At 52.3% G+C, this 12,334-nt stretch carries 9 protein-coding genes and 1 tRNA gene; 6 read left to right on the top strand and 4 right to left on the bottom strand.

What is annotated here, in order from left to right:
• Positions 1-23 precede the first annotated feature (23 nt).
• The 4 genes from ACXAFR_RS20685 (at position 24) to purB (ending at position 3,878) form a co-directional block, all read left to right on the top strand.
• The gene (locus ACXAFR_RS20685; protein WP_475180449.1) at positions 24-473 is read left to right on the top strand and encodes an NUDIX hydrolase; all 450 of its coding nucleotides are present in this window, start codon (positions 24-26) and stop codon (positions 471-473) included.
• A 91-nt stretch (positions 474-564) separates the two neighbouring features.
• The gene (gene mnmA, locus ACXAFR_RS20680) at positions 565-1,680 is read left to right on the top strand and encodes a tRNA 2-thiouridine(34) synthase MnmA (RefSeq protein WP_475180448.1); all 1,116 of its coding nucleotides are present in this window, start codon (positions 565-567) and stop codon (positions 1,678-1,680) included.
• Between the two features lie 50 nt (positions 1,681-1,730).
• Entirely contained in the window at positions 1,731-2,372 is a 642-nt protein-coding gene (gene hflD, locus ACXAFR_RS20675) for a high frequency lysogenization protein HflD (protein ID WP_475180444.1), read from the top strand.
• 129 nt (positions 2,373-2,501) lie between these two features.
• Positions 2,502-3,878 carry an adenylosuccinate lyase gene (purB, locus tag ACXAFR_RS20670; protein ID WP_475180442.1) on the top strand — a complete coding sequence of 459 codons (1,377 nt, stop codon included), beginning with the start codon at positions 2,502-2,504 and terminating at the stop codon, positions 3,876-3,878.
• A gap of 52 nt (positions 3,879-3,930) precedes the next feature.
• Here purB and ACXAFR_RS20665 read toward each other — a convergent pair whose 3' ends face one another.
• On the bottom strand, positions 3,931-4,593 hold the full coding sequence (locus tag ACXAFR_RS20665; RefSeq protein ID WP_475180440.1) for an HAD-IA family hydrolase: 663 nt from the start codon (positions 4,591-4,593) through the stop codon (positions 3,931-3,933).
• The gene (rluC, locus tag ACXAFR_RS20660) at positions 4,590-5,516 is read right to left on the bottom strand and encodes a 23S rRNA pseudouridine(955/2504/2580) synthase RluC (RefSeq protein ID WP_475180642.1); all 927 of its coding nucleotides are present in this window, start codon (positions 5,514-5,516) and stop codon (positions 4,590-4,592) included. Before rluC ends, ACXAFR_RS20665 begins: the two co-directional genes overlap by 4 nt.
• Before the next feature lie 893 nt (positions 5,517-6,409).
• Here rluC and rne point away from each other — a divergent pair.
• The gene (gene rne, locus ACXAFR_RS20655; RefSeq protein WP_475180439.1) at positions 6,410-9,469 is read left to right on the top strand and encodes a ribonuclease E; all 3,060 of its coding nucleotides are present in this window, start codon (positions 6,410-6,412) and stop codon (positions 9,467-9,469) included.
• 110 nt (positions 9,470-9,579) lie between these two features.
• Positions 9,580-9,667, top strand: a tRNA-Ser gene (locus ACXAFR_RS20650).
• 152 nt (positions 9,668-9,819) lie between these two features.
• Here the strand turns inward: ACXAFR_RS20650 and ACXAFR_RS20645 are convergent.
• Together ACXAFR_RS20645 and ACXAFR_RS20640 are read right to left on the bottom strand one after the other, a co-directional pair.
• Entirely contained in the window at positions 9,820-10,680 is an 861-nt protein-coding gene (locus tag ACXAFR_RS20645; RefSeq protein WP_475180436.1) for a D-amino acid aminotransferase, read from the bottom strand.
• A gap of 248 nt (positions 10,681-10,928) precedes the next feature.
• The gene (locus tag ACXAFR_RS20640; protein WP_475180434.1) at positions 10,929-12,323 is read right to left on the bottom strand and encodes a CapA family protein; all 1,395 of its coding nucleotides are present in this window, start codon (positions 12,321-12,323) and stop codon (positions 10,929-10,931) included.
• Positions 12,324-12,334: the final 11 nt, after the last annotated feature.

Raw genomic sequence — 12,334 nt, 5'->3', positions numbered from 1 at the left:
AACTGTTACCGACAGGACAACTCATGACCAGCCATAAACTCCCCCATGCCACGGTTGCGACCATCGTGCAAAAAGGAGATGAATATCTTTTCGTGCAGGAACGTAAAAACGGCAAACTGGTGTTAAATCAGCCTGCGGGGCACATTGAGAACGGCGAATCGATTCTTGCGGCGGCTATCCGCGAAACACTAGAAGAAACGCGCTGGCGTATCGAACCAACGGGCTTTCTCAACATCTCTGTGTACCATGCGCCAAATGGCATCACCTATATCCGCCACAATATTATCGCGTCACCGGTCGAGTTTCTTGAAGACGCTGAGCGAGACCCCGACATTCACGACATCGTGTGGCTCACCGCAAGTGACATCCAGGCCCGACAGGCAGACTTACGCAGTCCCCTGGTGTTAAAAGCAGTGCAGGACCATCAACACGCCACCGTCTATCCGTTGGACCTGCTCTACGAGCACAGGTAGAATACCGCGCCCTGCTCCCTGCACCACAGAATCGGTGGCCCTCATAAGGTACTATGATCAAACCGTCCTTCAACCAGTCCGCCCAGACCCAATGAGCAAAAGCCATATCGACGACAACAAAGCCAATACCCGCGTCATCGTCGGCATGTCAGGCGGCGTCGACTCCTCTGTCTCTGCCCTGCTACTTTTGCAAGAAGGCTATCAGGTCGAAGGGTTGTTCATGAAGAACTGGGAGGAAGACGACGGCACAGAGTACTGCACTGCGCGGGAAGACCTGGCCGACGCAGAAGCTGTCTGCCAAAAACTGGGCATACCACTGCATACCGCTAATTTTGCCGCCGAATACTGGGACAATGTGTTTGATCATTTCCTCCAGGAATATCAGTCCGGCCGCACACCCAACCCAGATATCCTCTGTAATCGAGAAATCAAATTCAAAGTCTTCATTGACTATGCTGAAATGCTCGGGGCAGATTTGATCGCAACCGGTCACTATGTGCGCAACCGAGTTGTCGATGGGCGAGGAGAACTCCTGCGCGGACTCGATCCCCAAAAAGATCAAAGTTACTTTTTGCATGCGGTCGGGGGCAACGAAATCGCCAAGACCCTGTTTCCTGTTGGCCACTTGGAAAAACCTCAAGTGCGACAGTTGGCAGAGACCCACGATTTGGTTACCCACAACAAGAAAGACAGTACGGGAATCTGCTTTATCGGCGAGCGCCGCTTTAAAGATTTTCTCCAGCAGTATTTGCCCGCGCAACCCGGCGACATTGTAGACACCGAAGGACGCGTTATTGGTCAGCACCAGGGCTTGATGTATCACACGATCGGCCAACGCCAAGGCTTGGGCATTGGCGGACGTCAAGGCGCATCGGAAAAACCCTGGTATGTCGCATCGAAACGCATGGACAGCAATCAATTACTGGTGGTGCAAGGTACAGATCACCCTCTACTCTATTGCCGCCGACTGACCACAGAACCAGGCTTTTGGGTCAACGAACCGCCGGCCAAAAATTTTCACTGCACTGCCAAAGTCCGTTACCGCCAGACTGACCAAGCCTGTGAAGTCTCCGTACAGAATGATGGTAGCGTGCACGTCGACTTTGCCGAACCGCAACGAGCCGTCGCAACGGGACAATCCGCGGTATTCTACGATGGCGAATGCTGTTTGGGTGGCGCGGTGATCAACAGTACCGATGAGAACTAGCCAATGGCCTGTCATCGTTACGTTTATTTCACACAAATGGAGCCCCAGTCTTGAGCCGCTCTCCTCGCGATACCACCCTCGCCCTCGCCGGTGTATTCCAAGCAGCAGCACTGGTTGAACAGCTGGCCAAAACCGGATACGTCCCCTCCACCTTCCTAGAGGCATCGGTTAGCAGTCTCTTTAAGCAAAACCCAGATTCTGTTTTGGATGTCTACGGCGATGACATTGCACATGTCGAACTGGGCTTGCAGGTAATGAACGATTTGCTGCAACATCGTCAATCGCGCGAACACCCGGATTCCCTGCGTTATGTGCTCGGAATGTTGCATCTACAGAAAAAGCTGCTGACGCGCAGAGATATGCTCGAAGTCATCGGCAAACGCATCAATCAAAGCGCCGAGCAATCGAAACACTTTGGTGTGACCCACGAGAATGTTCTTGCGGGCTTGGCAGACATTTACAGCGACACCATCAGCACCTTCCGATTTCGGATCCAGGTATCCGGCGATTTTGCCTATTTGCAACAAGCGCGCATTGCCAATATGGTTCGCACCCTTCTGATGGCCGGGATACGTTCGGCGACACTGTGGCGCCAGGTTGGCGGCAATCGCTTTCAGGTCATCTTTGCACGTAAGAAAACGGCACAACTGGCCGATGACTTACTTCGAGAAATAAAATCGCGTCCGCTGTAAACCTGCGGCGGACACTGTAAAACGCCAACGAAAGCGTAAGACTGAACACCTGCACAGCAATCGGTTGCCCTTGTAAAGCAAAACAGTGACGTGCGGGTCGATAACACCTTGAACCAAAAGGCAGACACCATGGAATTAACCTCCCTGACCGCGGTATCCCCCATTGATGGTCGCTACGGCAGTAAAACCGATGACTATCGCAGCATCTTTAGTGAGTTCGGATTGATAAAAAGCCGCGTAACCGTAGAAATTCGCTGGTTACAATTGTTGGCTGCAAGCCCCGATATCATCGAAGTTCCCGCCTTCACTGACGCAACCAACCAGCTCCTGGATGGCATCCTAACCTCGTTTGGCCTGCCTCAGGCAGAGCGGGTAAAAGAAATCGAACGCACCACCAATCACGATGTAAAAGCCGTCGAGTATTTTATAAAAGAGCAGTTCGGCGACAACAGTGAACTGAGTGCTGTCTCAGAATTTGTACACTTTGCCTGCACCTCAGAAGATATCAATAACCTCTCCCACGGATTGATGTTGAACGAAGGCCGCCAAAACGTCTTATTGCCACAGATCGACCGGATTATTGCGGCCATCACTGACCTCGCGAAAACCTACGCAGACGTTCCCATGCTGTCGCGCACCCACGGCCAGACCGCCTCGCCAACAACCGTCGGTAAAGAGATGGTCAACGTCGTCGCCCGCATGCAGCGCCAACGCGCAGCAATCGTCGGCGTCGATCTGTTGGGCAAAATGAACGGTGCGGTCGGCAACTACAATGCCCACCTATCCGCCTACCCTAATATCGACTGGCCGAACCTGTCTAAACAATTTGTCACGTCACTGGGGTTAGTTTGGAACCCAAAAACAACACAGATCGAACCCCACGACTATATGGCAGAACTGTTTGACGCCATCAGCCGCTTCAACACGATTCTGATTGATTTTAACCGGGACATTTGGGGTTATATCTCCCTCGGTTACTTCAAACAGAAAACCGTTGCCGGAGAGGTTGGCTCTTCAACCATGCCCCATAAAGTCAACCCTATCGACTTCGAAAATTCCGAGGGGAACCTTGGGATTGCCAATGCCGTGTTCGGCCATCTCAGCAGCAAACTGCCAGTTTCTCGCTGGCAACGGGATCTAACCGACTCTACCGTTCTACGGAATATGGGGGTTGGCTTTGGTTATGCGTCTATTGCCTACGAGTCCACGCTAAAAGGGATCGGTAAGCTGGAAATTAACGCGGCCCGAATCGCGCAGGATTTGAACGACAGCTGGGAAGTTCTGGCAGAACCCATCCAGACAGTGATGCGCCGTTACAATATCGAAGAGCCCTATGAAAAGCTAAAAGCGCTGACCCGAGGCCAAGCCATCACTGCAGAAACGCTTAAAGCGTTTATTGAAACACTGGAAATTCCCGAAGACGCCAAGCAGCGTCTGAGAGAAATGACACCGGCCAATTACATTGGCAACGCAGAAGAACAGGCTCATCAAGTAGACCTGTTTTAAACACGGCCCGCACCGTTTACTCAATAACGAGTAGCGGTGCGTACATCGTCGGCTAGCCGATCAATTCATTCAACGATGTAATCGCGGCAATCGGCTTATATTTGAGCAGCCGTTCAAGACTGTGGGCACCAAAATCCACGGCGATGCAATCCATTCCCGCCTGCACGGCCATATCCATATCGTACTCAGTATCGCCAATCATCACCGCTTGGTCCGGCGTCATCTCAAGGTGAGCCAGAATTTCCTCTAGCATGAGAGGATTGGGTTTACTGGCGGTTTCATCCGCACAGCGGGTCGTGATGAAATGTTCGTCCAGCGCGTGCCGGGCTAACATATCGGTCAACCCATGGCGACTTTTACCGGTTGCGACCGCAGATAAAGCACCCCTCGAAAGAATGCTCTCAAGAAGGCGTTTTGCCCCCGGAAACAACGCCGCCTGCTCTCGCCCAGGGCGAAAAAACTCATCGCGATACGCCAACCTTAAACGCTCATTGTCGTCCGCTGAAATACCGGGATACAACTGGTCAACGGCCTCGGGCAAACCCAGCCCAATGATGTTGAGCGCAGCCGCATCCGTCAGAGGCGAAAACGCCAGTTGGCGTGCCGCAGACTGTAATGTGGCGACGATATAACCGGTCGAATCACACAGAGTGCCGTCCCAGTCGAAGATATACAGCTTTTTTTCGAAGACTTTTTCAGTTACAAACAAGGTCACAAGTCGTCTTTTCTCCAGCGCTCCAACAATCCCGTTAACGACTCGTCCAAGGGCGCCTCAACGACACATCCGCCGGCCTGATCGGGATGGGGAAAGGTTAATTTAACCGCATGCAAAAAGAGCCGCTTAAAACCCAGTGCTCTTAATGCCTGTAAATCATCATTGTTCGTATATTTTTCGTCGCCCACCAACGGATGCCCGACGCATTGAGCATGAACTCGAATCTGGTGTGTACGCCCAGTTATTGGGGAGGCCTCAACGAGTGTTGCCAAAGGGAAATACTCTAACACTTCAAAACGCGTGACTGATGGCTTGCCATCGGCGGATACCCTGACAACACGCTCACCGCTGCTCAGCTCGTTCTTCCGAAGAGGCGCATTCACTTCGATACAATTGCGATTCCAACGCCCCACAGCCAGGGCCAGATAGCGCTTGTCGACTTTGCCCTCACGCAGCGCCTGATGCAGAAAGCGCAGCATACTGCGCTTTTTGGCAATCATCACACAGCCAGACGTCTCTCTGTCTAACCTATGGACCAGCTCCAAGGATTTTTCCTGAGGGCGCATTTGACGTATCGCTTCGATCAAGCCAACCCGGATGCCACTGCCACCATGCACGGCAATACCAGAGGGCTTATTGATCACCAGCATCTGGTCATCTTCGAACAGTATCGACGCCTCCAGCTCGGCAAGAAACTGATCATTGACGCGAACCGGTGCTTTTTCTGGCTCTCGGTAGATGGGCGGAATTCGAACATTGTCCCCTGACTGCAACCGGTACTCAGGTTTGACCCGCCCCTTATTGACCCTGACCTCTCCCTTTCTCAGGATTCGGTAGACCACAGATTTGGGGACATTGCGGAAATGAGCCAGCAGATAATTGTCTATTCTCTGACCAGCCCGGTCGTCGGAAATGGTCACCATTTGTACCGATGAATATGGCTGTGGTTCAGTCAAAACCCCATCCTCCAGAGAAAGACACGGCGATGTTTAAAAAACTAACCACAAAAATGCCACATTTCCGCTAATTGATTGATGCTAGGGAAGATAATTGCTATATTCCCCAAAGTCTGGTACGGCACAATCGTATAATTTACGAGGCCATATCGGTGGCTGCTTAGTCACCACCTACCTCTTAACCGACGATTGATACGAAAAGATTGACGTATTGCCTCCTCAGACACGATGAAAGAATAGTACCAGAAACGGGATTGAATTACCGAATCCTAGCGTCGAGGCAAAGACAACGTAAGGTTAACCTCGAAACGACTGGTCAGTAAAAGATTTGAAACAGTTGGAAGAAGAAAGAGTTTACGTAAAACCTGTTCGTTAAAAGCGTGTTCACTTTCGCACCTGCCAGGTCACAAACCAGCACTGCGTAAGTTAACTCCGACGTACAGGTTTCGATGATAACCCCACAGATGGCGCGGGTTATAAAGTATAGAAAAGACGAAAATTAAGGATCGTATGGCAAGCCTGATCATTCGACTTGTCGCCGATTAATCGGATCAATAGTCCAAAAGATTATTGAACAATCGAATGGGTTAGACCCTTCGAAACCGATTTTAGCAATGTTTGTCCGATTGGTTTTCAACAAACCCAGTTTCGGAACTTCATGAGCAACGGTGTCCACTCGCCCGATTCGGCAGTACCGATGACGGCAGGCTCCAGCCTGACAACCTGCAGTATTCCCGTTACTCAGACAGCGTTACAACGCCGGGCGTTGAACTACGCACACTGAAGAAACCCGTTAACTTTCGTCTACTTCGACGTTTATGCCAAGTGCCACCTGTGACATGTATGTTTACAGGAAAACAATGAAAAGAATGCTTATTAACGCTACCCAGCCTGAAGAGCTGCGCGTGGCACTGGTCGATGGCCAATGGCTATACGATCTGGATATCGAAAGCCGTACACGGGAACAAAAGAAAGCCAATATCTATAAAGGCAAAATTACGCGGGTTGAACCCAGTCTGGAAGCGGCGTTTGTCGACTTCGGCGCGGAGCGCCACGGATTTTTGCCTCTCAAGGAAATCTCTCGTCAATACTTCTCCAAATCCCCTTCTGAAATTGATGGCCGCGTCAAAATCAAAGACGTCGTCAAAGAAGGCGCCGAAGTGGTTGTCCAGGTTGATAAGGAAGAACGTGGCAACAAAGGTGCTGCACTGACAACCTTTATCAGTCTGGCTGGACGCTACCTTGTACTGATGCCCAACAACCCTCGTGCTGGCGGCATCTCCCGTCGAATTGATGGCGATGATCGCACCGAGCTCAAAGAAGCGCTCAATAACATTGAAGTCCCCTCTGGCATGGGTGTTATCGTGCGGACAGCCGGTGTGGGTCGCAGCGCTGAAGAGCTGCAATGGGACTTGGATAACCTGCTGAAATTGTGGTCATCCATTGAAACGGCCTCCGAGACTTATTCCGCGCCCAAGTTTTTGTTCCAGGAAAGTAACGTCCTCTACCGCGCCATTCGCGACTACCTGCGTCTGGACGTGGGCGAAATCATTGTCGATAAAAAAGAGTCTTACGACCTGGTGCATGCTCTGATCACTCAAATGATGCCGGGCAGCAAAACCAAAGTTAAGCTCTACGAAGAAGATACTCCGCTGTTCAACCGTTACCAGATTGAAAGCCAAATTCAGACGGCATTCGAACGGGAAGTCAAATTACCTTCCGGCGGCTCGATCGTGATCGATGTGACCGAAGCCTTGGTGTCCATCGACATCAACTCGGCTCGAGCCACCAAGGGCGGTGACATCGAAGAAACCGCACTGAAAACCAATCTAGAAGCCGCCGACGAAATCGCACGGCAATTGCGTCTGCGGGATATGGGCGGCCTGGTTGTAATCGACTTTATCGACATGCAGCCGGTTCGCAATCAGCGCGAAGTTGAAAGCCGCATGAAAGACGCACTGTCTATGGACCGTGCACGGGTCCAAGTCGGTCGCATCTCACGCTTCGGGCTTCTCGAAATGTCCCGTCAGCGTCTGCGCCCTTCCCTCGGTGAAACCACGTCCAAAATCTGTCCACGCTGTAACGGCCAGGGCACCATTCGCGGCACCAAGTCCATCGCCCTGTCGATCTTACGTCTGGTCGAAGAAGAGGCTCAAAAAGAGCGCAGCGCCGAAATTCGGGCGATTACTCCTGTCTCTGTGGCAACCTATCTTCTCAACGAAAAGCGTAAGGCGATTTCTGACATCGAACAGCGCAATGATGCCAAAGTGGTCATTCTTCCCAATGAACACATGGATACCCCGCACTTTGAAGTGCAGCGCCTGCGCGACGATGAAGTTATAACGACCGAGTCCAGCTACAAAATTATCACTCCGCCAGAAGAAGCACTGGAGACCGACACCAAAGAGGCACCCTCAGGACCATTGCCTCAACCGGCGGTGCAACAATTGCAGCCTGGCGAAATGGTACCGGCTCCTGCACCCACGCAAACGAGCCAGGACGCAGCCAATAAACCGCAGAGCCTGTGGACGCGCACCATCAACGCCATCTTCGGCGATCCAGAAGCCCGTAAAAAGGTTGAGGACGCCGTCATTGAGCCCGTTGAGGAGCCCGCCAACAAGTCAGCGGATTCTCGCCCTCGTCGCAACAATGCCAATCGTAATCGACGCAAAGACAGCGGCGGTGACAATCGGCAAGCCAGAGCCAACAATCGCGAGAACGCGGACGAAAATAGTACCGATGACTCTCAGGACAACTACTCCGAACGCGGCAAGCAAAACCGCCGCAAAGACTCTCGTCGGACCCGCAAACCAAAACAAAGCCAAAACGCCGAGTCGAAAGTTGATAACAACGACGCGGACGCAAGGGACGAGAGCAATCAGGAAGACAATAGCGATCGGCCAACCAGGCGCCCTGCCAACAAACGCGGTAAAGCTCAACCCCGTCGACGCGGCAGACGCAGTGATTCCGAGCAAGACACTCAATCCACAGAAGACAGTGGTAAGCAAGTCGCCAACAGTGACGTCCAAGACGCGCCAGAAACGGTAGATGCGACGGTTGCTGAAGCGCCTAAAGCGAAAACGGAAAAGCGTGATGCGCCAGCAGAAACGTCTAACGACTCGCAAACGGATATCACGGACAAAGATGACAGCAACCCAACGTCCGAGTCGAAACCTCCGAAGTTTGTCTTCGATCCACAGCTGACCACTACTGAAGATGAGGCTGTTCGCAAAGACAGTCGCGCTTCCAACGAAACCAAGTCGAATGTACGCGATTCTGAGGCGACCATGGCCGGCGTCATTGGAGCGGCCAATGCCAGCGAATCATCGAACAGCGTGTTTGAAGCCGTTGAAGCCGCGAAAGCAAGAAAGGCGCAAGCCGAAGTCGAACCGACTAAGCCTGCTCCCACTGAAGAAAAGATTGCTTCTGAAAATGCCGCTGAATCCGAGACCACCAGCGAAACAGACGCTACTCAGTCTGAAACGCCAGCTCCTGTGGTTGAAGCCCCGGTAGCTGCCGCTGAACCTGAGGTTGCACCGGTGGAAGATCGTACTGACGCTCCGGCGCCGTTGCTCGATATCACCAAAGCCGCTGTCGAAGAGGTCTCCAACGATGTTCAGCTGGAAGAGGCAGCCGCCGCTGCGGCGAATGAATCGACGGACGAGGCGCCAACAGCCTCTGATGACGGTGAACCCCTAAAAGGATATCGTCGGCCGCAGAACGACCCTCGAATCAATCCCAAGCCGGTCACCAACGTCGAAATCCGTACGATCATTGCGGAGATCATCGCCAGCGGACCTCTGGACACTACCCAGACAGCGCAAATTGAACGCAATCCGCGGCAACTCGATCGCCCTGCCAACGACCCACGACATCAGCGTCAAAGCGCCGCTGTCGCAGCAGAAGCGCCGCAAGAGTAACCTGGAAACACATCGGTTTCGCCCTTCCGAAAAAAAAGGGCTTTTTCTTTGTAATTTAGTGGGTTAGCGGGTTGCCGCGAGCGACAACCCATGTATAATGCGCATCTTCCGGTGGGGTGGCTGAGTGGTCGAAAGCGGCGGTCTTGAAAACCGTTGACTGTAACAGGTCCTAGGGTTCGAATCCCTACCCCACCGCCATTTTCCCATTTGTTGAGTCTGTTTTTGTGAAAGCAGAAACAACACTCCTTACCAGTATCAAAATCCCTCTAGAGATTACTTCTCAGTCGTAAAATCGGTAGATGCTATCGCACAACTCAGTTTTACCCGCGTTGCACGACAGAATCTAAACGTCAGGCAGGATGCTTGAAGTCAACCAAACGTTGCGCCAGCAGCCTCCACATAGGTCCTGGCTCACCATTGCCAACCGCCATACCATCCAGATTGATTATCGGTAAGACATCTTTCGTTGAGCTGCTGATCCAAATCTCACTGGCAGAGCGCAGGTCTTCTTCACTGATATCGCATTCCTCAAGATCAAAGCCAAGCTCTCGACACATCTGCATGACGAAAATCCGAGTGATACCGCCCAGGATTCGATGACTTAAAGGCGTCGTCAGCACCCTGCCAGATTTGACCGCAAATACATTCGACGATGTTCCTTCGGTAACGAGCCCTTCGCGCAACAAAATTGCTTCTGCGGCTCCAGCTTTACGTGCTTCGTGATTAAAAAGCACATTGGGCAACAACGACACGGATTTGATGTCGCATCGCTCCCAGCGAATATCCTTGCGTGTAATGGCATTGGCACCAGCGGCGGCATCGATGTCATAAATGGAAGACCGAGCCAGAGGTGATGTCGTTGCGAACACCGTGGGCGTAACGCCCGCCGAGGGTGCAGGGAATGTGTGTTCACGTTTCGTTGGTGCGCCTCGAGTCACTTGTATATAGACCGATAAGTCACCTCCCCCATTGCGGGCAATCATGGCCTTGGACAGCGCAATCCAATCCTCGCGAGGCATTGGGTTATCGATATGAAGCTCCGCCATGGATCGCTCCAATCTCTGCAAATGTTCTGTGAGCCCAAACAAGTTCCCTCCGACCGCTGGAACGACTTCATAGACACCATCGGCAAAGAGAAATCCACGATCCAGTGGAGAGATTTTTGCCTGATCAGCAGGCATAAAGTTGCCGTTGAGATATACCGTATTCATTATAAACGCCATCGTAAAAGAAAAATAAAGCGTGGGCGCGATCGCCGCCCACCGCGCTGACCTCTGGGAGACTATCCTGTCGTTTTGGTTAAAAGGACTGCAGACCGGTTCGGTCATCTAAGGAACTGCGGATTAATTACCTGCGCCGTCGAGCTCGCCAACATTAATCAGAGGTTCCCTAACAACTTACGTGTCAGAACCGGACTACTTGTGGATTCCCTCCAGCACTACCTGGAGGGTTTTTGATGCTAAGGCGTTACCGTAATAAGCCCTTTTGAGTAAGTGAATTGCGTGCCGAAAGGCTCGCTCACTCTCTTCAGGTCATCAATGATCTGATCGGCTTCTTCCTTGGGGGCTGGATAGGGCTGGCCGCGCTGAGAACGCTTATTGCCAAAACCAAGGGCGATGGGGTGCATGCGCACTTCCTTTAATGTGCCGTCCATGGAATAGACAACTTCAGTGACAGCAGACTGCCAGTAGCGACGATCGGCTGGAAATCCCACAGAGTCATTTTTCGAACGCTTACTGTAATAATCACTTGGTAATGCGTCGCCATCGAGCCCCACCTTGTCGTAATTGTCGGCCGGCTGCATATCGACGAGGTCGTTTTCAAAGATGAAATCGCCGAGGGAATAAAAGATAGGTTTGCCGTTATAGATTTCCACGCCCCGCAGCATATGGTGCCCGTGTGAGACAACCACGTCGGCACCAGCGTCGATCGCCGCGTGGGCAAATTCAACGTAAAATGCTGCCGGCTGATCACGATCATCAAGCTCCAGCGACTCGTGGTGATGGCCCGCCACGACAACCCAATCAGCCTGCTGTTTTGCATCGCGGATACTGGCCAGCAATTCTTTCATATCCCGCTCATTGGGCTTGGTGATCTTACTGATTTCTTCACCGACTTCATAAGATGCCCCTCCGAAATAGACTGAGCCCTCTGGTACACCTCGAAATGCCGCCATTTGCGCATTAACAGGGCCTCCGGACAATTCAGACAGAGTGTCGAACGTTGCCTGCGGTACCGTGTAAGTCACAGAATGGCGAAGCGGATTCAACCCCGGGCGCCCACGCAAATCTTTGCGTTGAGGACCCGCAATACTCGCATCGGGAAACGTGGTCGACAAAGAGATCATCGCCACACGCCCTTTCCTGGTATCGAGATATCCTGGTATACGGGCTAGAGCGAGATTTTCACCAACACCGGCATAGATCAAATCCGTTTTCGACAGTGCCCTGACGGTCCTGCGCTGCCCTTCTACGCCGTAATCGCCGGTGTGATTATTGGCGAGCGACACCATATCGAACCCAGCCCACTCGAGTTCATCCAGAACGAAACTTGGCGACCCCATGTAGGTTCCACCACTCTGTTGCGCCGGCGGATAATCGAAATCATGAATCAAGGTTTCGAAATTGGTGTAAGCCGCGTCGGCACCGCGAATAACCTCAAACATCTTGTCGATGTTGGGCTTGTTGATGGTCGACAGACGTCGATTGATGATCGCATCGCCGGTCAATACAAAGACCATTTCGTCTTCCTTGCCGCCGGCGGACTCCCAGGCCCGCGCGAACGCGGACTGGGAAACCTGAGTGGCGAGTATGCCGATCATGACCGCACTGGCGGCGTTGAGCTTTACTTTCATAAATTATCTAT

The organism is Pseudomaricurvus sp. ABR4_320, assembly GCF_056159445.1.
The sequence above is the reverse complement of the archived record's forward strand: the minus strand, read 5'-3'. Positions and strand labels throughout refer to the sequence as shown.

What these genes read in the sequence shown, in the direction of transcription:
- mnmA (WP_475180448.1), top strand. Translation starts at nt 565, where the DNA reads ATGAGCAAAAGCCATATCGACGACAACAAAGCCAATACCCGCGTCATC.
- rne (WP_475180439.1), top strand. Translation starts at nt 6,410, where the DNA reads ATGAAAAGAATGCTTATTAACGCTACCCAGCCTGAAGAGCTGCGCGTG.
- ACXAFR_RS20685 (WP_475180449.1), top strand. Translation starts at nt 24, where the DNA reads ATGACCAGCCATAAACTCCCCCATGCCACGGTTGCGACCATCGTGCAA.
- ACXAFR_RS20640 (WP_475180434.1), bottom strand. Translation starts at nt 12,323, where the DNA reads ATGAAAGTAAAGCTCAACGCCGCCAGTGCGGTCATGATCGGCATACTC.
- rluC (WP_475180642.1), bottom strand. Translation starts at nt 5,516, where the DNA reads ATGGTGACCATTTCCGACGACCGGGCTGGTCAGAGAATAGACAATTAT.
- ACXAFR_RS20645 (WP_475180436.1), bottom strand. Translation starts at nt 10,680, where the DNA reads ATGAATACGGTATATCTCAACGGCAACTTTATGCCTGCTGATCAGGCA.
- purB (WP_475180442.1), top strand. Translation starts at nt 2,502, where the DNA reads ATGGAATTAACCTCCCTGACCGCGGTATCCCCCATTGATGGTCGCTAC.